This is a genomic window from Halorubrum sp. Hd13, assembly GCF_002252755.1.
Classification (GTDB): domain Archaea; phylum Halobacteriota; class Halobacteria; order Halobacteriales; family Haloferacaceae; genus Halorubrum.
Genome location: NZ_NHOY01000067.1, coordinates 12,591 through 34,312, shown reverse-complemented (window position 1 = coordinate 34,312; position 21,722 = coordinate 12,591). Strand labels below are relative to the sequence as shown.

Sequence of the window (21,722 nt, the reverse complement as noted above, 5' to 3'; positions counted from 1 at the left end):
ACGGCGGTTCTACTCGTCCCGGTCGCGGAACACGGCGCGAAGCGGGCCACGACGGCGGAACAGACGGGTCACGAACCGTTCGATCCGACCCGGCTCGCTCGACAGCTTCGGCATGCCCGGCATGTAGTTCACGAACTCGTCTTCGGCACCGTTCTTTTGACGTTTGCTTGTTGGCTCCGTCATACTACTATATATGAACCGAGGGGTCTTGAGGATTTTGAAAATATCTTTTCGAAACACGGTAGTATTGTTCTGTTTGTTAATATCAGACACGGGTATGTCACACGTTTACGATGGGTCGTCCGAACGGCACGTCCCACTCGTTGCATGGACAACCTTTTCGCCGCTCTGGGTCTGACCACGACGTAATGGTCGACGTTCCGGGGTCGTCCGACGGATCGGACGCGATGCACGACGACGCACCCGACTCGAACCCACTCGTCTCCTGTGGGTTCCAAGACGGGACGCTACACGTCTACGACGAGCGGATCCACATCGAGCGCCCGGGCCGCTCGAAGTTCGCCGACAAGCAGATCCGGATCGGTGACGTTCGCGACATCACCTACGAGGGGCGACTCGTCATCAGCTACCTCCAGATCGAACAGGCCGGCGTCGAGAACGACGAGGGTGGGTTCCTCTCGACGCCGGTCGACGAGAACACCGTGCACTTCGGGCGCGGCAAGCGGGACTGTGCGAAGCGGGCGCGGGACGCGATCCGTGACGCCGCCGAACTCTGGTGAGCGCCGATTTTCCGGGCAAATCTCATCCCGTCAACGAGGCGTCACTCATTGCGGGACACACCGCGGGGCGTCGCAAACACATCCTATCCGAGTGTTAGCAGATATGCTAACCTTCATACGGCGATGCTGGGATGTACGAAAACGTGACAGATACTAACGAACCGATACCGACGGATTACGACATCGCACAGTCGACCGAGATGGAGCCGATCTGGGAGCTGGTCGAACCGTGGGGCCTCGGCCTCGACGACCTCCAGTACTTCGGCGAGTACACGGCGAAAGTCAAACACCACGCCCTCGATCGGCTTCGGGACGAGGCCGCGGACCGGGAGAACAACCTCGTACTCGTGACCGGGATGACGCCGACCCCCAAGGGAGAGGGGAAGACGGTCACGACCGTCGGACTGGGACAGACGCTGAACCACCTCGGCGAGGAGGCGATGATCGCGATCCGCGAACCGTCGCTCGGGCCAGTGTTCGGTGTCAAGGGCGGCGCCGCCGGCGGGGGCCGCTCGCAGGTGCTTCCGATGGAGGACATCAACCTGCACTTCACCGGCGACCTGCACGCGCTCACCTCGGCGCACAACCTCATCTCGGCGATGTTGGACGCCAAACTGACGGGGGACGAGGACTTCGACGTCGACGTCACCGACGTCCGGTGGCCCCGGGCCATCGACATGAACGATCGGGCGCTCCGGAGCATGGTGATCGGCCTCGGCGGCAAGACCGGCGGAACGCCTCGCGAGGACAGCTTCCTCCTGACCGCCGCCTCGGAGCTCATGGCCGCCCTCTGTATGGCGGACGGGATGGGCGACCTCAAGGAGCGGGTCGGTCGCATCATCCTCGCCTACGACGAGGACGGCGACCCGGTCACGGTCGAGGACATCGAGGCGACCGGTCCGGCCGCGATGCTGCTCCGGGACGCGATCAAACCGAACGTCGTCCAGACCATCGAGGGGACGCCCGCGTTCATCCACGGCGGCCCGTTCGCCAACATCGCGCACGGAACGAACTCGCTCATCGCGGACAAAGCCGCGTACGGGATGGGCGACTACCTCGTCACTGAGGCCGGCTTCGGCTCCGACCTGGGCGCCGAGAAGTTCATGAACATCGTCTGCCGGCTCGGCGACATGACGCCCAACGCGGTCGTCATCGTGTCGTCGGTCCGGGCGCTGAAGTACCACGGCGAGAACATGTGGCCGGCCGACTTCGACGCCATCGACGACGCCGGCACCGAGGCCATCGAGCGCGGGTTCGAAAACCTGGACAAGCACGTCTCGAACCTCCAGCAGTTCGGCGTTCCCGTCGTCGTCGCGGTCAACCGGTTCCCGGACGACACCGACGAGGAGGTCCAGACGGTGGTGGACCACTGCGAGGAGGACCTCGGCGTCCGGGTCGCCGAGTCCGAGGTGTTCGAGAAGGGCAGTGAGGGCGGCGAGGACCTCGGCGAGCACGTCATCGAGGCCGTCGACGAGAGCGACGAGGACGAGTTCGAGTTCCTCTACGACGAGGAAGCGCCGATCAAGGAGAAAATCGACACCGTCGCCACGGAGATCTACGGCGCCGACGGCGTCAAGTTCACCGGCGACGCGCTCGAGGACATCGAGCGCATGGAAGACCTCGGCTTCGGCGACGTGCCGGTCTGTATGTCGAAGACCTTCCACTCGCTCAGCGACGACGCGAGCAGGAAGGGCGCCCCGAGCGGCTGGGAACTCGAGATCAGCGAAGTCTACCCGTCCGCGGGTGCCGGCTTCATCGTCGCGCTCACCGCCGACGCGCTCACGATGCCCGGCCTGCCGGAGCGGCCGGCCGCCGCCGACATGGACATCGACGACGACGGCAACATATCCGGGCTGTTCTAGCACTCTCGGCCGCCCTCCCGCTTCCCGCGTGACCGACCCGGCACACGACCCAGCGGCGACCCTCCGCGAGCGAGCGCGCGGCGACGTCCTCGAGCCGGGTGACGCCGGCTACGAGGACGCCCGCGAGTACGACCTGCAGTTGGGCGTCCGGAGCGGCGGCCACCACGTCTCCGGCTGTGCATTGCCCGACGGGGGGGTACTGCTGGACTGCCGGCCGATGGACGCCGTCCGGGTCGACCCCGGCGAGCGGACCGCGCGAGTCGGCCCCGGCGCGACCTGGGGCGACGTCGACCACGAGACGGAGGCGTTCGGGCCGGCGGTCCTCGGCGGCCAGGACCCGAACATCGGCGTCGCCGGGCTGACGCTCGGCGGCGTCGGCTGGCTCAGCCGCAAGCACGGCCTCACCTGCGACAACCTCCTCGCCGCGGACGTGGTAACCGCCGGCGGCGACCTCGTCCGCGCCAGCGAGGAGGAAAACGAGGACCTCTTCTGGGCGCTCCGGGGCGGCGGCAACGTCGGCGTCGTCACGTCCTTCCAGTTCCGCTGCATGAGCTCGCCCCGGAGATACTCGGCGGGCCGCTCGTCTACCCCGCCGACATCCTCCCGGAGGATGTGCACGGCACGCGCGTGACGATGTGCATCGCGTGCTACGCCGGGCCGCCCACAGAGGGCGAGGACGCGCTGGCGCCGCTCCGGACGGCCGGCGACCCCATCGCCGACAGCATCCGCCCGCGGTCGTACGCGTCGTTCCAGGCCGCCGGCGAGAGCCGGGGCTCGATACGGACGTCCCTGCGGAGCCAGTACCTCGCGTCGCTCTCCGATTCGGCCATCGAGACGATCGGGGAGCACGCGGCCCGGGCGCCGTCGTCGGGCGCGACGGTGTTCGTCTCCCCGCGGAGCGGCGCCGAGACCGCACCGCCGACCGACGCCACCGCCTACCCCCACCGGGACGCGACCCATCACCTGCTCGCGGAGGCCCGCTGGGAGGAGCCGGCCCGCGACGACGACCACGTCGCCTGGGTCCGCGAGTTCCACGACGCCGTCCGGCCGTACACGACCGGCGCGGCGGCGATGAACGTCCTCACCGCCGACGAGGGACGCGACCGCGTCCGTGCGGCCTACGGCGATAACTACGGGCGGCTCGTCGACGTGAAGCGGCGCTGGGACCCACAGAACCGCTTCCGGTCGAACCGGAACGTCCCGCCGGACGGCTGAGTGTCGGAGCGTCCGATCACGCCGCGATTGGCGGCGTCGACGGCGGTCCGAAGACGGTCCGCGTCAGTCGTCGCCGGCGCGACCCCGGCCGGCGCCGGGCGCGCGCAGCACGGTCTCGTCGGTCTCCGGGCCGAGCGGATCGACGCGGACGCTGGAGATCTTGTACTCCGGGATACCGGCCGTCGGGTCGAACGTCTCGCCGGTCAGCTTGTTGACGGCGCCGGCGGCGAAGTGCATCGGGATGAATAGCGTCCCGGGACCGACGCGGGTGGTGACCTGCGTCTCGACGACGATGGAGCCGCGACGGGACTCGACGCGGACGTACTCCGCGTCGCCGATGCCGAGTTGGTCGGCCGTCTCGGGGTTGACCTCGACGAAGCTCTCGCCGACGTGGCTCATCAGCCCCTCGACGCGGCGGGTGATCTGGCCGGTGTGCCAGTGGTAAAGCACGCGGCCCGAGGTGAGCGTGAGCGGGTACTCCTCGTCGGGTATCTCGCCCGGATGGCCGCCGTCGGCGGGCACGAACCGGGCTTTCCCGTCCTCGAAGTTGAAGTTCCCCTCCTCGTGGTCGTAGAGGTACGGCGTGCCGGGGTCGTCGGCGTCGGTGCAGGGCCACTGCAGGCCGTGCACGTCGCCGCCCTCGAGCCGCTCGTAGGAGACGCCGCCGTAGATGGGCGTCAGGTCGCTTATCTCGTCCATCACCTCCCGCGGGTGGTCGTAGTCCCAGTCGTAGCCGAGCCGGCGGGCCAGCGCCTGGGTTATCTCCCAGTCCTGCCGCGCCTCCCCCGGCGGGTCGGCCGTCGGCCGGACCCGCTGGATGCGCCGCTCGGTGTTGGTGAAGGTGCCGTGCTTCTCCGGCGAGGTCGCCGCCGGCAGCACCACGTCGGCGTGGTCGGCCGTCTCGGTCATGAAGATGTCCTGGACGACGAGGAACCCGAGGTCGTCCAGCGCCGCTTCGGCGTGCTGGATGTCCGGCTCCGAGAGGGCCGGGTTCTCGCCGACCACATACATCGCTTTCAGGTTGCCCTCGTGGGCCTCAGCGAGCATCTCGGGCACCTTGAGGCCGGGCTCCTCGGGCGGGCGTTCGCCCCACGCGTCTGCGAACTTCTCGCCGACCTCGTCGTCGACGGGGTCCTGATAGCCCGGCAGGCTGCCCGGTAGCGTCCCCATGTCGCCGCCGCCGCCCTGAACGTTGTTCTGGCCGCGGAAGGGAGAGAGACCGGCACCGGGCTTGCCGAGCTGACCGAGCAGGAGCGCCAGGTCCGCCATCGCCAGCAGGTTCTCGGTGCCGTGGGACTGCTGTGTCATCCCCATCGCCCAGCCGAAAACGACGGTGTCGGCCGCCGCGAGCGTCTCGGCGGCCGAGGCCAGCTCCTCCGGCGGGACGCCCGCCAGCTCCTCGACCTTCTCGGGGGTGAACGCCTGGACCTTCTCTTTCAGCGCATCGAAATTCTTCGTGTTGCGCTCGACGAACGCCTCGTCGTGGAGGCCGTTCTCGACGATGTACCGCATCATCCCGTTGAGCCAAGCGACGTCGTAGCCGGGGTTGGTGCGGGTGTACTGGTCGGCGTGCTCGGCGATGCCGATCCTCCGCGGGTCGAAGACGACCAAGTCGGCGCCGTCCCGGACGTTCTGCTTGATTCGGGTCGCCAGCACCGGGTGGGACTCGGTCGTGTTCGAGCCGCTGATGAGGTAGGCGTCGGCCTCGCCGACGTCCTCGTTGATCCGGTTCGTCATCGCGCCGTAGCCGACGGTCTGCTGGAGCGCCGCCACCGTCGAGGAGTGACAGAGCCGCGCGCAGTTGTCGATGTTCTTCGTCCCGAGCACCTGGCGGGCGAACTTCTGGACGAGGTAGGCCTCCTCGTTGGACCCCTTCGAGGAGGCTAGACAGCCGACCGAGTCGACGCCAGCCTCCGCCTGGATGCTCGACAGCCGGTCGGCGACGTGATCGAGAGCCTCCGCCCAAGAGACGGCCTCGAACTCGCCGTCGTCGTCGCGGACGAGCGGCTCCGTCAGCCGCTTTTCGCTGTTGGCGAACTCGTGGCCGAACTTCCCCTTCACACAGGTCGAGAAGTTGTTCGCCGGCGCGTCGTCGGGGTCGTCCACCGGGACGACGCCCAGCGAGTCGCCGTCCTTGCCCCACATCTCGAACCGGCAGCCGACCGCACAGAAGCCGCAGGTCGTCTCTTGCTTGTCGATTTTGCCGATCCGGTAGTCGCTGACCACGCCGGCGATGTCGAACAACCGGCCCTCCGGGAGGGTGTTTGCGGCGATGCTCTCGGCAGTGTGCTCGCCGGCCAGGAACGCCTTGTGACCGTACTCCGTGGCCACGTCGCCGGCGCGGCGCTTGGCCGCGGACACGAACCCCTCCAGCCCATCGGCCTCGACCTCGGCGGTCCCGCCGAACGTCCGGTTCGGCGCGTCCGTCTCGTCGATTGTCTCGACGTCTTCGTGTTCGATGACCTTGCCGATGGAGTTGCGCTGGGTGAACCCCGGCAGCGGCAGGGTCGCGACGCCGCCGATGCCCTTCTCGGTCAGCGCGCCCGTCGGGCACACCGTCGCACAGTGGCCACAGGAGACGCAGTCGGAGTCGTGCATCGTCTCGGCGTCCGACTGGAAGCCGATGCGGGTGTCCTCACCGTGGCCCTCGATACGGAGGACGCCCTCGACCTGGACGTCGCTACACCCCTCGACGCACCGGTTACAGAGGATGCACTTGTTGCGGTCGATCTGGATGAACGACGAGGTGTCGTCGATGGGCTCGTACGCGTCCCGCTCGTCGAAGACGCCGTACCGGGGGTGGTCGACGCCCTCGCTGATGGCGGCGTCCTGCAGTTCGCAGCGTCCGTTGCCGTTGCAGGTCGTACACCGGAGATTGTGGTTCGACAGCACCAGGTCGAGGTTGACGCTGCGGGCCTCCGCGGCGTCGGGCGTGTCGGTCCGGACCTCGAGGCCGTCCTCGGCCGGGAACGAACACGACGGCACGAGGCCGTGCTCGTCGGTCTCGACCATACAGGTCCGGCACTCGCTACGCGGACCGATCTCCCCGCTGCAGTCCCCGTCGCGGTCGTAGTAGCAGAGTGCGGGCACGTCGGCGTCCTCGGAGACGCCGTCGGCACCGGGGTCGACGCTGACGACGTCGTCGTCCAGCGCCTCCATCGCATCGATGAGCGTCGATCCGCCGGGCAGCGTCACCGGCTCGCCGTCGACGGTCACGGTCGTCGGTCCCTCGTCGGTCCCGACCTCCGGATCGTTGGCGGTGCCGGTGTCGAACTCGGCGGTGACCGGCGTCGAGGGTTGGGGGTCCTCGAAGTCAGGCACGCCGGGGAGCGCGTCGTCGGTGCTCACAGTTCCCCCGTGCAACTCCCGGCCGGACAGCGGCCGTCAGCGTGGGCGCGCACCTCCGGCCCGAAGCTCTCGATGACGGTCGTCACGGGCCGTGGCGCGTGCGCGCCGGTCCGGCAGTTACTCGACCGGCGCATCACCCGCCCCAGCTCGCGTATCTTCTCGTCCTCGAAGTCGCCGTCGTAGACGTCCCGCAGCAGTTCGGCCAGCTGCTTGGTTCCCTCGCGACCGGGGACGCAGCGCCCGCTGTTCTCGCTGGCGGCGAACGTCGCGCGGTCGCCGGCGTCGGCCAGGGCACACCGGCTCTCGTCCAGCAACTCGACGACCCCCCCGGTCCCGAGGTCCGCCGCCCGGAGCGACCCCGCCGTCGCCCTCACATCGAGGTCACGGGTGTAGCCGCCGAGCACGTCGCCGACGCAGGCCATCTTGAACGCCCCCTCGAGGTCGACGGCCTCGCGGACCGCCGCGAGCGAACTCGCGGAGGGCAGTTCGACCGTCGCCGGGGCCGCGACGTCGCCCGTCACGGTGAACAGCCGGGTCCCGGGGTCCGCGGCCCCGGGGTCGAAGGCGTCCGGCTCGGCCATCGCGTGCCGAACCTGCGCGTATGTCCGTGGCGTGTGGACGACCGTCGGCCGGCCGTAGAGGCCGTGCTCGGCGGGTGAGGGCGGCTGGAGCCGTGGCTCGATGCGGTCGGCGCCCTCCATCGCCTCCAGCGCCGCCGTCGGCGCCCCCGCGCGGTGCTCGTCCGGTCCCGCGACCAGTTGCACGTCGAGGTCGAGGTGCTCGCTAGCGGCGTCGACGGCCTCGCGGAGGTGTCGCACGAGGGCGACGTCGGACTCGTTCAGGTAGAGGACGGCGTCGTCGGCGCCGACGCGGTCGGCGACCGCGGCCATCCCGTCGAGGACGCACATCGGCACCCCCCACAGGAGCGTCCGGTCGGCGCGCTGCTCGGCATAAGCCTCGTTCGCGTTTGCGACCACGACCGGGTCGCCGTCCGCCTCCCGGGCCGTCGTCCACTCCGTTGCGACCGGGTCGTCGGCCGCCGCGTCACCGCGTCCGCGGCCGAGCAGTCCGGCGTCGGCGGGCGCCTCGGCGGACCGTTCGGCCGAGAGAAACGGCCGCTCGGTCGGGTCCAGCGGGTCGACCCAGCCGCACGGCCCGAGCACCGCCCGCCGGCCGACGGAGAGCGACCCGGCATCCGGAACCGGGAGCGTCTCCGTTCCGGGCTCGTGTTCGATGACGGTGTCCGCTCCGTCGGTCGGCAGTTCGCCGCCGGCCACCGTCGAGACGACGTCCTCGACGCCCGCGTCCGTGGGACCGGCGAAGAACGCCGTCCTGCCGTCGACGGTCGCCATGACCAGCGGGTCGCTCTCGCCGATTCCAGTCGGTCCCGTCCGGACGACCGCGACCGACTCCGACGCCGCACGAGCCGCGGCCACCGCGTCCTCGCCGTCGCTCGTCGCCATGCGGACGACTGGCGACCGACCGACTGCGCCTGTCTGTCGTGACATGTCTTCGCTCGTGGTCGTGAACGGAAAAAACCCGCAACCGCCGCGGCCCCGACGCCCGATACCACAACCGACCAGTCGGCCGACACGTCCGGGGTGCGGCGCCGGCGCGGCGAAGGGGTTAGGTGCCAGCGCCCGCCCCTTCCATCGTGACGAATCCACGCTTCGAGGAGGTCCGGACGGAGGCGGCCGACGCCATCACCGACGGCGAACTGCGCTCGGTGTACGGCGGCCTCGTCCACGACGACGGCCGCCACGAGTACTACTTCGGCAACGACACCGGCGACGCGACCGAACTCCGCGAGACCGCGGCGATACAGCTCGGCATGCTGCTCCGGGTGCTCGCGGACCGCTCCGAGGACGACCTCGAGGCTGTCGCCGAACTGGCCGTCGAGCGGGCCGAGGAGATGCAGCTCCGGTAGCGCTCCGTCGGTCGTCTCCAGCGTCGACGGGTCGGGCCGGCAGCCGAGCGATCGGCGTGTCGTCGTCGACGACGCCGCCCTGGTCGAGCCGCTCTGCGAGCGCCCGGGTCGGAGGCCCCTGGGGCTCCGGCCCTTGACGGCGTAGTAGCGGTGTAGCGGCCGTCGAACCCCCTGGGATCGATGGCCCGCCCGGCGGCCACCGTCCCCGTCGTCACTCGGTGGTCGCTATCGCCTCTATCTCGACCGCCGCGCCTTTCGGCACGGCGCCGGCGCCGACGGCGCTCCTGGCCGGCGGGTCCTCGTCGAAGAACTCGCCGTAGGCCTCGTTGAAAGCGTCGAAATCGTCGATGTCGTCGAGGAAGACCGTCGTCTTGAGCACGTCGTTGAGCGAGAGCCCCTCCGACTCGAGTATCGCCGCGACGTTCTCGAGACACTGCCGGGTCTGCTCCGCGACCGATTCGTCGTCGAGCAGCTCGCCGTCGACGGTGAGCGGGAGCTGGCCCGCGGTGATGAGGAGACTGCCGTTCGTCGTCGCCTGGCTGTACGCCCCGACCGCCGCCGGCGCATCGTCCGTGCTGATAGTGCGCTTCATGATCGGAGTTACCCGCGGACCCCGTATAAATCCGGCCGTGGCCGCCACCGACGACACGACCTATCGGATTCCGGATCGGTCGTGGAACGGTTCGCTCGACGCGGCGAGGCGGCGGTACCGACTGCGGTCGATCTCCGCCCGCTCAGTTCCGCGGTCCGCCCCTCTGACGGCGAGCGTTTTTTATATGGAGTCTGAGAATTGACCCCCGGTGTCCGACTCATCAGGCGGTCCGGTTCAGCGGGCCATCGAGGAGATCTTCTATCCCGCCGATAGGATACCGCTCGTCGAGTGGCGGGAGTTCTCGGGCGCGCGATCGACCGTGTCACTGACCGCCGCCCTCACGCTGTTGTCGTTTGTGACGGGACTGTCGAACCTCAGTCAGCCGTCGGTGACGCTGGCGGGACCGCTGGCCGGCCTGTTGCCGACGTCGCTCGCGGTGCCGCTGGCGCGGTTCGGGGGCGTCCTGTTCGCGTTCGTCCTCGGCATCCTCGCGGTCGGCCTCCAGCGCCGGAAACGCATCGCCTGGCTCGCCGCCGCCGTCGTCGTCCCGGCGCTGGCCGTGTTACCCTTGACGACGCTCCGGCCGACCGACATCCCGGTGTTGGTGCTCATCGCGATCACCTTCCCGCTCCACGTCCGGAACCGCGACCAGTTCCGCCAGTCGCTCGACCTCTCGTCGCTGCAGATCGCGTCGTTGTCCGCCATCCTCGGCGTGGTTCTCTACGGGACGGTCGGCTCCTACGGGTTACGGGACCAGTTCGGCGGCATCTCCACGTGGGGGGACGCCTTCTACTACGTCATCGTCACGATCGCGACCGTCGGCTACGGCGACATCACCCCGACGACGGGGATCTCGAAGTGGTTCTCGCTGTCCATCATCCTGTTCGGTACCGGCGCCTTCACCGTCGCGGTGGGTGCGCTCATCGGTCCGGCGATCGAATCGCGAATGGCCGCGGCGTTCGGAAACATGACCGCATCTGAACTCACACTCTTAGAGGACCACGTCGTGGTCCTCGGGTACGGCGACGTGACGGAATCGCTCCTGGAGGAACTCGGTGCGGAGACGGAGCTGGTGGTGGTGACGCCCGACCAGGAGACCGCCTCCCAGCTCAACACGGAGGGAGTGAACGTCCTCACCGACGACCCGACCGACGAGTCGGTGTTGCGCGACGCCAGGACCGACGCCGCCCGCGGGGTCGTCGTCGGCAGCGACGACGACGCACGGGACGTGCTCGCGGTGCTCGCGACGCGGAACGTCGACCCGGACGTGCGGATCGTCGCGGCCGCCAACGAGGCGCGGAACGTCGAGAAGCTCGAGTCGGTCGGGGCCGACGACGTCATTAACCCCCTCGAGATCGGCGGGCGGCTCCTCGGCCGATCGGTGCTCGGTGGCGACTCGCGATCGCTGTTGAACGAGATCAGCGGCAACGCTGACGACGAGTAGGCTCCAACCGACGCGCGATCGCTCCCTGCACGGTACACATTTATCAGTGTGATTCGCTAACATGGGTCTGTATGAGTACCGGGAGCCAGCGCGGTGGAGTCGCCGGAAGCGTCCTCGTGCCGCTGTGTGCCGTCTCAGGGGCCATCGTGCTCGCCGGGTTCTTTTTTCCCGGTTTTATCGGTGAAACCGTCTCCGGCGAAGCGTGGCTGACGATCGCCTTGGTGTTCTTCAGCTCCGGCCTCGGCTACCTCGCCGTTCTCCCTCACTCGTCGGACGAGGAGGGGGCGTTGCCGGAGTCGTATCTGTTGCGGGTCCGTCGTCGGGGCGTCCGAGAGATGCTGCGCGGGTTCCTCGCCCGACAGGAGCTGGCGACGCTGGCGCCGGCCGTCGTCCTGTTCGCGCTGTTCTTCCTCCTGCAGGTCGCCCTTCCCGACGCCGTCTCCGGCGTCGTCGGCGGCGTGACCGACGCGATACTCAGCGTCGGCGGTCCGGTGTTCCTCGCCGCCGTCTTCGTGTCCGTGTGTTACTGTCTGTTCCTGCTCCTCGGTCCCTGGGGTGGGATCAAGCTCGGTGGTCCCGACGTCGAGCCGTCGTACACCCTGCCGACGTTCTTTACGCTCGTGTTCACCGCCGGCATCGCGGCGGGAGTGGTGTTCTGGGGACCGGCGGAAGCGCTGTTCCACTACCAGACACCGCCGCCGTACGTCGACGCCGCGCCGGAGTCGAGCGCCGCCATCGGCGGTGCGTTGACGTACGCCCTGTTCCACTGGGGACTGTCGGCGTGGAGCGCCTACGCCGTCATCGGAGTCCCAATCGCGTACTTCGTCTTCAACAGGGGCGCCCCGCTCCGCGTCTCGACGATCCTGGCGCCGTTCCTCGGCGTCGACGGGTTGGATTCCCGGTGGAGCACGCTCGTGGACACGCTCGCAGTGTTCGCGATCATCGGCGGCATCGCGACGTCCGTCGCGCTGGTGAGCGAGCAGTTCCTCACGGGCACGAGCTTCCAGTGGGGCGTCACGGCGGGGCGGCTCGGCCCGGTGCTGTTCGTGGGCGGGCTCACGCTGATATTCTGCCTGTCGGCGGTGAGCGGCGTCCACCGCGGCATCCGGCGCATCTCGGGCGTGACGATGCTGCTCTTCGGTCTCTTTGCCGCGCTCATCGTCGCCGTCGGCCCCCGAACGTTCGTCTTCGAGCGGGGGACGCAGGCGCTGGGGAGCTACGCAGTCAACTTCGTCCCGCTGAGCGTCTACCTCGACGGCCAGTGGGTCGCCGACTGGACCGTCTGGAACTGGTCGTGGTGGTTCTCGTGGGCGCCGTTCGCCGGCCTGTTCATCGCCGCCCTCTCCCGCGGACGCCGCATCAGGACGGTGGTGTTCGTCAGCGTGATCGCCACCTCGGCCGCGACGATGGCCTGGTTCCTGATCTTGGGCGGTACGTCGCTGTTCGTCCAGCATACCGGACGGGCGGACGTGCTCGCGGCCATGTCGTCGTACGGGAGTGCCGAGGCCGTCGCCGGCTTCCCGCTGTTCGAGGCGCTCCCGCTCAGCCAACTGCTGATGTTCCTCTTTCTGGCGCTCATCATCACCTTCATGGCGACGTCGGCGGACACGTCGACGCTCGTCGTCGCGACGCTCGCGGCCAAGCGGGGGTTGGCGCCCTCGAGCGCGAGCATCGTCTTCTGGGGAGTCCTACAGGGAAGCGTCGCCGTCGCCGTGCTGCTCGTCGGCGGCGCCGGGACGCTGCAGGCGCTGGCCGTCCTGACCGGCGGGCCGTTCGCCGTCCTGTCGCTCGTGGCGTTGATCGGGCTCACGGGCACGTTCTATCGGCACGAAAGAGGCCACACCTCAGTCATCGGCCACGTCCGGAACCGGCTCCCCGAGATCCAGACCCACCCGGATCTCGATCCACCGGACAACGACTGACCCCGCGGCGGGCGTCTCACCCGCCCGCGATGCTCGTACAGAAGTTCTCGATGATGCGCTTCCCCGGGCTCGTGAGGATGCTCTCCGGGTGGAACTGCATGCCGATGTGCGGCCGTTCTCGATGGCGAACGCCCATCACGATGCCGTCGTCGCCGTCCGTCCCGTCCGCCTCGTTCGACCCGTCGACGCCGTCTGCCCCGTCCGCCCGCCCCTCCGCGATGGTGTGAGCGGTCTCCTCGAGCTCGCCGGGGATGTCGTCGCGCTCGACGGCCAGCGAGTGGTACCGACCCACCTCGAAGGGGTCATCGACGCCGTCGTAGAGCCCCGCCCCGTCGTGGCGGACCAGCGAGGGCTTCCCGTGCACGACCTCGGGGGCGTGGCCGACCGTGGCCCCGTTGGCCGCACACAGCGCCTGGTGACCCAGACAGACGCCGAGCGTCGGGTAGGAGAGTTCCTCGAAGATCGGGATCGAGACGCCGGCCGCCTCGGGCGTGCCGGGCCCGGGCGAGACGACGATCCCGTCGGGATCGAGGGCACGGACGTCCGCGACGTCGACTGCGTCGTTCCGCCTCACGACGACGTCGTCGAACTCGCCGACGTACTGGACCAGGTTGTACGCGAATGAGTCGTAGTTGTCGATAACGAGTATCATCGGCCGCCCTCCAGCGGGTCGCTCGCGGCGTCCACGGCGAGGGCCCCCTGCTCTCCGAGCGCCTCGTCGACGGCCGTCACCAGCGCGCGGGCCTTGTCGAGCGTCTCCCGGTACTCGAGTTCGGGAACGGAGTCGTGGACGATGCCGGCGCCGACCCGCAACCGGTACTCGTCGTCGTACCGGACGAGAGTGCGGATGACGATGTTGAGCGTCGCGCGGTCATCGAAGCCGAACACGCCGATCGAGCCGGTGTAGGGGCCTCGTCGGGTCGTCTCCATCTCGTCGATGATCTCCATCGTCCGGGGTTTCGGCGCGCCGGTGATGGTGCCGCCGGGGAACACCGCGGCGACCGTGTCGGCGATCGAGCAGTCGTCGCGGCGCCGGCCCTCGACGAGGCTGACGAGGTGCATCACCTCCGAGTACCGGTCCACCCGGCGGTACTCCCGCACGTCGACGGTGCCGTACTCGCTGACCTTGCCGAGGTCGTTGCGTTCGAGGTCGACCAGCATCGCGTGTTCGGCACGCTCCTTCTCGTCGGACAGCAGGTCCGCTTCGAGGTCGGCGTCGGTCGTCGCGGTCTCGCCGCGCGGCCGTGTGCCGGCGATCGGCTCGGTCAGCAGACGGTCACCCTCCACGTCGATCAGGAGTTCGGGGCTCGCGCTCACCAGGTCGACCCCGGGGAACTCGACGAGCGCGGAGTAGGGAGCCGGGTTGACCCGCCGCAGCGCCGCGTACGCGTCGACCGGATCGACCGTCACCGGGGCGACCAGCCGGTGGGAGACGTTCGCCTGGAAGGTGTCGCCGTCCCGGACGTGCTCTTTGATCGCCCGCACCCGGTCGGCGAACGCCTCCTGACCGCACTCGCTCTCGAAGGTCGCCCGCCTCTCAGGCGTCGGAGGCGAGGCGGTCCGGCCGTCGCCGTGGAGCGCCGCCTCGACGAGCGCGAGCGCCCGCTCTCGGCCGGCCTTATATGCGTCAGCCGGCGACCCGTCGACGACCGGGCACGCGGTCACGCGAAGCCGGGTCGCGTCGTCGTCGCGGGGCTCCTCCCAGGCGGCGACCCGGTCGAACACGCCGAGCTGGAGCCGGGGCAGTCCGTCCGACGCCGTCGTCGTCGGCAGGTCCTCGAGCTCCCGGGCGACGTCGTACGAGAGCCAGCCGAACGCGCCGCACGGATACGGCACGTCGCAGTCGCCGCGGACGAGGTGCTGGCGGTCGAGCAGCGCGTCGATGGCCTCGACGCTCGGGCTGGCTCCGTCGGCCGACGGCGCCTCCGCGTCCACCTGCACCCGTTCGACCGGATCGGTCGCGAAGTACCCCCAACCCGGCTGTCCCCCCGTGGTTTCCAGGTAGACGCCGTCGCCGTTCGCGTTCCGCGCCCGCCGATACGACTCGAACGGGTCCGAGACGGTGACGCGGACCTCGACCGGGACCCGCGAACCGTCCGGGGCGGCGGCGGCAATCTCGATGAACGATTCCCTCTCCGTGACGACGAGTGGATCTGTCATTTGATACAGTCATCTCCGAACGACCGTCACAGATCGTTCGGAACTGATACCACGGATAACGGACGTTCGGTCAAAAACGTTCTGCGGAGTGACGATCCATCCGACGCAAACTCGAATTGTCACACGAGCGGAACGAAAATCGGTGGGTATTTTAATACCCGTACTATTCCCCGCCCGCGACTTTACGCCCCGACCGAACAGTAGCATGCGAACTGATAACGCTGCATCGGCCGTCGCGTTCCGTCGGCGCGTTCCGGCCGTCGGCGACGGCGAGGAAACCACCATCACCATGACAACGACATCATCACCATGACAACGACATCATCACCATGACAACGACATCACCACCATGACGACGATAATCGACGGTAACGAGATCGGCGATCGGATCCGAGCCGACGTCGGCGACTGCGTGGGGACGCTCGCGGACGCGGGCGTCACTCCGGGGCTAGCGACGGTACTGATGAGCGACGACGGGGCGAGCGAGACGTACGTCTCGATGAAACGACGGGCCTGCGAGGAGATCGGCATCGAGAGTTACCACCACGAGATCGACGCCGACGCGCCCGCCGATCGGCTCTTCGACCGAGTCGAGGAGCTAAACGAGGACCCCTCGGTGCACGGGATCTTAGTGCAGATGCCGGTTCCCGACCACGTCGACGCCCGGCGGATCCTCCGGAGCATCGACCCGATGAAGGACGTCGACGGCTTCCACCCCGAGAACGTCGGCCGCATGGTCGCCGGAGACGCGCGATACAAGCCGTGTACGCCGCACGGCATCCAGAAGCTCCTCGCGGCCGCCGACGTCGACACAGAGGGGAAAGACGCCGTCGTCGTCGGGCGGTCGGACATCGTCGGGAAGCCGATGGCGAACCTCCTGGTACAGAAGGCGCCGGGCGGCAACGCCACCACGACGGTGTGTCACTCCCGGACCACCGATCTGGCGGCGAAGACCCGCGCCGCCGACATCGTCATCGCGGCCGCGGGCGTCCCGGAGATGATCGACGGATCGATGCTCTCGGAGGGCGTCGTCGTCGTCGACGTCGGCGTGAATCGGGTCGACGCCGACACGGAGAAGGGGTACGAACTCGTCGGCGACGTCGACTTCGAGAGCGCGAAACAGAAGGCGTCGGCCATCACGCCGGTCCCCGGCGGCGTCGGCCCGCTCACGATCGCGATGCTCATGTACAACACGACGAAGGCCGCCGGCCTCCAGTCGGGCGTCGACGTCGAGTTACCGTAGCCCGATCGGCGGCGGCCGATCCGGGCCGTTCGTCACCTTCCGAGATAAGACGAAATACTTGGAGGGAGAGCGTGGCGGTTCGAGCGGGATGGCGTCACGGGGCGGAGCGGCCGTCTCAGATGCGCAGGTGGGCCGGCGGGTCGACGACCTCGAGCTGTTCGAGCAGGCCGAGCCGGTCCTCTTCGATCCAGATCTCGACGATCTCGTCGCCTTCGATGCGGTACATCGCGATGCCGGTCCACTCGACGGTGTGGCCGGTCGGTTCGATGTCGCGGTACTGGCCGGTGTGGGTCCCGGCGACGGTGTATCGAACGGTGACGAGGTCGTCCTCCGCCGTCATCGCCTCCGTGGTTCCGCCGTAGTCGGGGAACGTCTCGAAGTGCGCGTCGAGGAAGCCGAGTATCTCCTCGATCCCGTGCAGCTCCTCGACGATCCCGTGCTCGACGACATCCTCGGCGAGCAGCTCGGTCATCCGGTCCCGGTCCTGTTCGTTGAACGCCTTCAGGTAGTCGCGTACCAGTTCTCGGTTTGGGGATTGCGTCTCTGACATAGGTACACCTCGGTCGATTCCGCTCGGATCAGGGCCGCCCGGTCGCTGTGGGCGCCGTTCGAACGATCGGCCGTATTCGTGTTAGATGTTATCATTAATCGTCGCATTCGACGTTCGGAGCGTTGCGGAGGTGCCTCAGTCGGTCGGGTTCTCGTTTCGGCGACCGGTCGGTTCGTCGCCGTCTCCCGATCCCGATCCGAGCCCGGACCCGGGAACCGACCGCCTTCCGGACGCGGTAAACCCGAACTTCCCAGTGAACTGGGACGTAGAGATTCGGATCCACGACCGACCAGTCGGACGACAGGACTCGGGGCGGAGGCGTATCCGGGTGTCCGTCGCTCCCGACGAACGCAACCGGTCAAGACCCCGGAAACTGCCACGACTCGGTCCCCGGCGCCGTCGCTCGCCGTGAGATCTGCCTTCCACCGGCTACCGGCCGACGATCTCTTTCCCGTCTTCCGGACGGAACGGCCCTGAACGCCCGTAATACGCGTCCGCGAACCTCCTCGCCGAGGCGGCTCCGTGCCGGCGGGGAAAAACGGATAAACCGTTCGCCCTACTCCCTTTGATATGGAATACCACGAGGCGGCGAACTTCCTCTTCGACCTCCGCCGGTACCCACCGGCCGAGGGCGTCGAGTCGACGCGACGCCTGCTCGACCACCTCGACGGCCCCGGCGAGGAATTGCAGGTCGTTCAGGTGGCGGGGTCGAACGGGAAGGGGAGCACCGCTCGCATGGTCGAGAGCGTGCTGCGGCAGGCCGGATACGACGTCGGCATCTACACCTCGCCCCACTTGAACGACGTCAGAGAGCGGATACGCCTCGACGGGCGAACGGTCTCGAAGCAGGCCGTCACCGAATTCGTCGAGCGGGTGGAACCCTACGTGAACGATCGGACGGCCGAGGGCGACCCGCCGACGTTCTTCGAGGCGCTCACGGCGCTGGCCGTCTGGTCGTTCGCCCGCGCGAACGTGGACGTCGCCGTATTAGAGGTCGGCATCGGCGGCCGGTACGACGCGACGAGTGCGCTGGATACCGATGCGGCGGCAGTCACGAGCGTCTCGCTCGAGCACACGGACATGCTCGGTGACACCGTCGAGGAGATCGCCCGGGACTTGGCCGCCGTCGCCCCCGCCGACGCGCCCCTCGTGACCGCCGCGACCGGCGCGGCGCTGTCGGCCGTCGAGTCGGTCGCCGACGTCTACCTTGTCGGAACCGCCGCCGACGCCGACCTCCGGGTGACCGACGGCGGCCGCGAGGGCTTAGAACAGGCCGTCGGGATCGAAACCGACGACTGGTCGGCGAGGACGTCCCTCCCGTTGCTGGGCGCGTACCAGGTCCGCAACGCCGGCGTCGCCGCGGCGCTGGCCCGGCAGTTCGACGGCGTCTCCCCGGCCGCCGTCGAGCGCGGGCTCCGGAACGCGCACTGGGCTGGCCGCTTCGAGGTGATGGAACGGAATCCGCTCGTCGTGCTGGACGGCGCGCACAACCCGGCCAGCTGCGAGGGGGTGGCCGAGACGCTCTCGACGTTCGAGTGCGACTCGCTCCACATCGTCTTCGGCGCGATGTGCGATAAGGACATTGCGGAGATGGCGGCGGCGCTGCCGGACGCCGACCGCGTCTACGCCTGCCGGCCGGACCTCGAACGAGCGGAGACGCCAGCGATACTCGCGTCGGCGTTCGACGACGCCGTCGACGCGGGCACACGGGGTTCCGTCGCCGACGCCGTCGACGCCGCGCTGTCGGCCGCCGACGCGGGCGACGCCGTGCTGATCTGCGGATCGTTACGGGTCGTCGCGGAGGCCCGCCGGCGCTGGACGCGGCTGCACGTGCCTCGGCGGGTCGACGACCTCGAAACCGCCGCCGCGGTCATGGAGGCCGCCGACGTGAGCGCCGGCGACGTCCAGCGGGCGCGTGCGGACGGCGTGCACCGAGTCGTTACCACCCGACTCTCCCCCCGCCAGGCCGATCACGTGAGGCGGGAGTTGCTGTCGATCGGCGGCCGGTGCGTCGTCTCCGGGCTCTCGACGCGCGGCCGCGAACCCGTCGACATCGCATTGATGGGGACGGTCGCGCAGTTCCGACGGCTCCTCGACGCGCTCGACGGCGAGCCTCACGGCCTCGAGGTCGTGGGCGACGACCTCCGGGAGACGCTGGACCTCGAAGCGGCGTCCGAAACGGACACGGACGCTGCGGTCTATCCGTGGGACTCCGGGACCGCGGTCATGGGCGTGTTGAACGTCACGCCGGACTCGTTCCACGACGGCGGGCGCTTCGAGGCCCGGGACGACGCCGTCGCCCGCGCCGAGGCGATGGTCGAAGCCGGCGCCGATATCGTCGACGTCGGCGGGGAGTCGACCCGACCGGGCGCCGATCCCGTGCCGGTCGACGAGGAGATCGACCGCGTGCGCCCGGTCGTCGAGGCGCTGGCCGATCTCGACGTGTTCGTCTCGATCGACACCCGGAAGGCCGCGGTGGCGAGGGCGGCGCTCGCGGCAGGCGCGGACGTTCTCAACGACGTCTCGGGGCTCGAAGACCCGGAGATGCGGCTGGTCGCCGCCGAACACCAAGTGCCGGTGGTCGTGATGCACTCGATAGAGACGCCGGTCGATCCCGACGTCGACGTCGAGTACGACGACGTGGTCGACGACACGCTGGCTGCGCTCTCCGAGCGGGTGCTCTTGGCGGAGAAGGCCGGGCTTGACCGGTCGCAGATCATCGTCGATCCGGGACTCGGATTCGGCAAGTCGGCCGTCGAGAGCTTCGAGCTCTTGGGCCGCCTCGACGAGTTCCGGGCGCTCGGCTGCCCGGTGCTCGTCGGCCACTCGCGGAAGTCGATGTTCGGGCTCGTCGGACGCGAGGCGTCCGGAGACCGCCTTCCCGCGACCCTCGCGGCGACGTCGCTGGCGGCCGACCGCGGCGCCGACATCGTCCGGGTCCACGACGTGGCGGAGAACGTCGCGGCGGTGCGGACCGCCGAGATGGCCGCGGACCCGGGCGTCGACGACCGGTGACCGCGGTCGACGCGGTCGCCGTGTCGCCGACGCTCTTCATGAGTATCCGCCGATCATTGTGTTTGAGTGTCAGAACCACTTCGGCTAGATTCTGATTCAAATGATAAGTGGTAGGTCCTGAGAGAATTACATTTATTGAACAATGTTCAAATAAGACTTTTTAGCTAGTACACAGACTCCCTGAAATAGATATTATTGCACAATCACTAATTATATACATCCTCGCGCAAATTCCTGTCACATGGTAGCAAGCCCACCGATCGACGAGCTCCACTTCTCGATGGAGCCTGACGTGGAGCCGGTACCCGGGCCGCAAACGGAGCGGCTGCTGGAACGGCAACGGGAGGTCGACAGCAACGCGGTCGCGTACCCGCGCCGCATACCGGTGGCGCTCGAGGAGGCCAAGGGCGCGACCATCAGGGACGTCGACGGAAACACGTTCCTCGACTTCTTCGCCGGCATCGGCGTGTTGAACGTCGGCCATTCCAACCCGTACGTGCTGGAGGGGGTCCACGAGCAGCTCGATAAGCTCACCCATACGGTGGACTTCCCCACCGAGGCGCGGATCGAGTTCATCGAACGGCTCAACGACATCGCGCCCGACGGTCTCTCCGGAAACAGCAAGGTCATCTTCGGCGGACCGAGCGGCAGCGACGCGATCGAGGGGTCGATCAAGCTCGCCAAACACAACACCGGCCGCCACGGAACCCTCGCCTTCGAGGGGTCGTACCACGGGACGACCGCCGGGGCGCTCAGCCTCACCGCCGGCAAGGCGTACAAGGAGGGATACGGCCCGCTGTTGGCCGACGCCGTCCACGTCCCGTTCCCCAACCCCAGCGAGCCGGGGCCGAGCGGTGACGTCGAGTCGTTCTGTCCCGCCGAGAACTGCTGTCAGGCGGGTACCTGTGCCCGTGCGCTGGACGCGGTTCAACGGAAGTTCGAGGGCCCGTACGGGGGCCACGAGTCGCCCGCGGGGATCTGGGTCGAGCCGATCCAGGGCGAGGGCGGCGTCGTCGTCCCGCCGGAGGGGTTCCTCGAGGGGCTCCGCGACATCGCGGACGACAACGACGCGATGCTGATCTTCGACGAGATCCAGACCGGGTTCGGGCGTACCGGCGAGTGGTTCGCGGCCGAGCACTGGGACGTGACGCCGGACGCGATGACGATGGCGAAGGGGATCGGCGGCTCGGGGCTCCCCATCGGCGCGATGATGTATCACGAGGAGTACGACACGTGGGGGCCGGGCGGTCACGTCGGCACGTTCCGCGGGAACGTCCCCGCGTTCGTCGGCGGGACGCGCGCGATCGAGTACGTCGAAGAGCACGACCTCCTCGACCACGCGACGGAGGTCGGGGGGTACATCCGGTCGCGGTTCCGCGAGCTCGCCGAGGACGTCCCCGAGATCGTCGATATCCGCGGAAAGGGGCAGTTCACGGGCGTCGAGTTCGAGGTGGACGGCGGACCCTCGAAGTCGCTCGTCGAATCGATCCAGCGCGAGTGCTACCACAGGGGCGTGCTCGTGTGGTACGCCGGACGCCACAAGAGCGTCCTTCGCCTGCTCCCGCCGCTCGTGTTGACGCAGCGCCAGGCGGAGGTCGGCATGGACATCATCACCGATTCGGTCCGCGACGTCCTCGCGGACCACGGCGAGTGAACGCGGACGGTTACGCACCGTCGAGCGCCGCCGGATATCGGTCCGTTCCG

Annotated in this window: 17 protein-coding genes; 10 read left to right on the top strand and 7 right to left on the bottom strand. The window is 68.7% G+C overall.

The genetic code is table 11. The annotated features are described in order from the left end of the window. Positions 1-9: 9 nt before the first annotated feature. Complete coding sequence (locus tag DJ81_RS19170) at positions 10-183, bottom strand: hypothetical protein (RefSeq protein ID WP_170938283.1); 174 nt, start codon at positions 181-183, stop codon at positions 10-12. Between the two features lie 185 nt (positions 184-368). On the opposite strand from DJ81_RS19170, the gene DJ81_RS08990 reads away from it, so the two are divergent. The 4 genes from DJ81_RS08990 (at position 369) to DJ81_RS19450 (ending at position 3,817) form a co-directional block, all read left to right on the top strand. Then, on the top strand, positions 369-740 hold the full coding sequence (locus tag DJ81_RS08990; protein ID WP_094527690.1) for a hypothetical protein: 372 nt from the start codon (positions 369-371) through the stop codon (positions 738-740). A gap of 200 nt (positions 741-940) precedes the next feature. Continuing rightward, positions 941-2,602: a formate--tetrahydrofolate ligase gene (locus tag DJ81_RS08985; RefSeq protein WP_394338269.1), complete on the top strand. Its 1,662-nt coding sequence runs from the start codon at positions 941-943 to the stop codon at positions 2,600-2,602. Between the two features lie 28 nt (positions 2,603-2,630). Beyond that, positions 2,631-3,233 carry an FAD-binding oxidoreductase gene (locus DJ81_RS19455; RefSeq protein WP_212589837.1) on the top strand — a complete coding sequence of 201 codons (603 nt, stop codon included), beginning with the start codon at positions 2,631-2,633 and terminating at the stop codon, positions 3,231-3,233. Continuing rightward, a complete protein-coding gene (locus DJ81_RS19450) occupies positions 3,215-3,817 on the top strand; it encodes a BBE domain-containing protein (protein ID WP_212589836.1) in 603 nt (200 codons plus the stop codon). Before DJ81_RS19455 ends, DJ81_RS19450 begins: the two co-directional genes overlap by 19 nt. 63 nt (positions 3,818-3,880) lie before the next feature. On the opposite strand, the gene fdhF is transcribed toward DJ81_RS19450, so the two are convergent. Then, positions 3,881-7,165 carry a formate dehydrogenase subunit alpha gene (gene fdhF, locus DJ81_RS08975; RefSeq protein ID WP_094523121.1) on the bottom strand — a complete coding sequence of 1,095 codons (3,285 nt, stop codon included), beginning with the start codon at positions 7,163-7,165 and terminating at the stop codon, positions 3,881-3,883. After that, positions 7,162-8,673 carry an NADH-ubiquinone oxidoreductase-F iron-sulfur binding region domain-containing protein gene (locus tag DJ81_RS08970; RefSeq protein ID WP_094589369.1) on the bottom strand — a complete coding sequence of 504 codons (1,512 nt, stop codon included), beginning with the start codon at positions 8,671-8,673 and terminating at the stop codon, positions 7,162-7,164. Before DJ81_RS08970 ends, fdhF begins: the two co-directional genes overlap by 4 nt. 143 nt (positions 8,674-8,816) lie before the next feature. Here DJ81_RS08970 and DJ81_RS08965 point away from each other — a divergent pair, with 143 nt between their 5' ends. Beyond that, positions 8,817-9,092, top strand: a complete 276-nt coding sequence (locus DJ81_RS08965; protein ID WP_170938286.1) for a hypothetical protein — start codon at positions 8,817-8,819, stop codon at positions 9,090-9,092. Between the two features lie 211 nt (positions 9,093-9,303). On the opposite strand, the gene DJ81_RS08960 is transcribed toward DJ81_RS08965, so the two are convergent. Further along, positions 9,304-9,684, bottom strand: a complete 381-nt coding sequence (locus tag DJ81_RS08960; protein ID WP_094523115.1) for a Rid family detoxifying hydrolase — start codon at positions 9,682-9,684, stop codon at positions 9,304-9,306. Positions 9,685-9,892: 208 nt separating this feature from the next. Between DJ81_RS08960 and DJ81_RS08955 the strand changes: the two genes are divergently transcribed. Both DJ81_RS08955 and DJ81_RS08950 read left to right on the top strand, forming a co-directional pair. Further along, positions 9,893-11,128, top strand: a complete 1,236-nt coding sequence (locus DJ81_RS08955; RefSeq protein WP_094589367.1) for an NAD-binding protein — start codon at positions 9,893-9,895, stop codon at positions 11,126-11,128. Positions 11,129-11,199: 71 nt separating this feature from the next. Then, positions 11,200-13,050 carry a BCCT family transporter gene (locus DJ81_RS08950; protein WP_094589365.1) on the top strand — a complete coding sequence of 617 codons (1,851 nt, stop codon included), beginning with the start codon at positions 11,200-11,202 and terminating at the stop codon, positions 13,048-13,050. 16 nt (positions 13,051-13,066) lie between these two features. Here DJ81_RS08950 and DJ81_RS08945 read toward each other — a convergent pair whose 3' ends face one another. Both DJ81_RS08945 and DJ81_RS08940 read right to left on the bottom strand, forming a co-directional pair. Beyond that, positions 13,067-13,702 carry an aminodeoxychorismate/anthranilate synthase component II gene (locus DJ81_RS08945; protein WP_094523109.1) on the bottom strand — a complete coding sequence of 212 codons (636 nt, stop codon included), beginning with the start codon at positions 13,700-13,702 and terminating at the stop codon, positions 13,067-13,069. Beyond that, positions 13,699-15,210 carry an anthranilate synthase component I family protein gene (locus tag DJ81_RS08940; protein ID WP_094523107.1) on the bottom strand — a complete coding sequence of 504 codons (1,512 nt, stop codon included), beginning with the start codon at positions 15,208-15,210 and terminating at the stop codon, positions 13,699-13,701. The genes DJ81_RS08945 and DJ81_RS08940 overlap by 4 nt, the downstream gene beginning before the upstream one ends. A 349-nt stretch (positions 15,211-15,559) precedes the next feature. On the opposite strand from DJ81_RS08940, the gene DJ81_RS08935 reads away from it, so the two are divergent. After that, positions 15,560-16,453 (top strand): bifunctional methylenetetrahydrofolate dehydrogenase/methenyltetrahydrofolate cyclohydrolase, encoded by an 894-nt coding sequence (locus DJ81_RS08935; protein WP_094523105.1) that lies wholly within the window; start codon positions 15,560-15,562, stop codon positions 16,451-16,453. A 115-nt stretch (positions 16,454-16,568) separates the two neighbouring features. Here DJ81_RS08935 and DJ81_RS08930 read toward each other — a convergent pair whose 3' ends face one another. Then, positions 16,569-17,003 (bottom strand): ester cyclase, encoded by a 435-nt coding sequence (locus DJ81_RS08930; protein WP_094523103.1) that lies wholly within the window; start codon positions 17,001-17,003, stop codon positions 16,569-16,571. A gap of 570 nt (positions 17,004-17,573) precedes the next feature. On the opposite strand from DJ81_RS08930, the gene folP reads away from it, so the two are divergent. Continuing rightward, complete coding sequence (folP, locus tag DJ81_RS08925; RefSeq protein ID WP_094589363.1) at positions 17,574-20,018, top strand: dihydropteroate synthase; 2,445 nt, start codon at positions 17,574-17,576, stop codon at positions 20,016-20,018. A 241-nt stretch (positions 20,019-20,259) separates the two neighbouring features. Continuing rightward, on the top strand, positions 20,260-21,672 hold the full coding sequence (locus DJ81_RS08920; RefSeq protein WP_094589361.1) for an aspartate aminotransferase family protein: 1,413 nt from the start codon (positions 20,260-20,262) through the stop codon (positions 21,670-21,672). The last annotated feature ends 50 nt before the right edge of the window (positions 21,673-21,722 follow it).

What these genes read in the sequence shown, in the direction of transcription:
- DJ81_RS19170 (WP_170938283.1), bottom strand. Translation starts at nt 183, where the DNA reads ATGACGGAGCCAACAAGCAAACGTCAAAAGAACGGTGCCGAAGACGAG.
- DJ81_RS08990 (WP_094527690.1), top strand. Translation starts at nt 369, where the DNA reads ATGGTCGACGTTCCGGGGTCGTCCGACGGATCGGACGCGATGCACGAC.
- DJ81_RS08985 (WP_394338269.1), top strand. Translation starts at nt 941, where the DNA reads ATGGAGCCGATCTGGGAGCTGGTCGAACCGTGGGGCCTCGGCCTCGAC.
- DJ81_RS08970 (WP_094589369.1), bottom strand. Translation starts at nt 8,673, where the DNA reads ATGTCACGACAGACAGGCGCAGTCGGTCGGTCGCCAGTCGTCCGCATG.
- DJ81_RS08960 (WP_094523115.1), bottom strand. Translation starts at nt 9,684, where the DNA reads ATGAAGCGCACTATCAGCACGGACGATGCGCCGGCGGCGGTCGGGGCG.
- DJ81_RS08950 (WP_094589365.1), top strand. Translation starts at nt 11,200, where the DNA reads ATGAGTACCGGGAGCCAGCGCGGTGGAGTCGCCGGAAGCGTCCTCGTG.
- DJ81_RS08945 (WP_094523109.1), bottom strand. Translation starts at nt 13,702, where the DNA reads ATGATACTCGTTATCGACAACTACGACTCATTCGCGTACAACCTGGTC.
- DJ81_RS08940 (WP_094523107.1), bottom strand. Translation starts at nt 15,210, where the DNA reads ATGACAGATCCACTCGTCGTCACGGAGAGGGAATCGTTCATCGAGATT.
- DJ81_RS08935 (WP_094523105.1), top strand. Translation starts at nt 15,560, where the DNA reads ATGACGACGATAATCGACGGTAACGAGATCGGCGATCGGATCCGAGCC.
- DJ81_RS08930 (WP_094523103.1), bottom strand. Translation starts at nt 17,003, where the DNA reads ATGTCAGAGACGCAATCCCCAAACCGAGAACTGGTACGCGACTACCTG.
- folP (WP_094589363.1), top strand. Translation starts at nt 17,574, where the DNA reads ATGGAATACCACGAGGCGGCGAACTTCCTCTTCGACCTCCGCCGGTAC.
- DJ81_RS08920 (WP_094589361.1), top strand. Translation starts at nt 20,260, where the DNA reads ATGGTAGCAAGCCCACCGATCGACGAGCTCCACTTCTCGATGGAGCCT.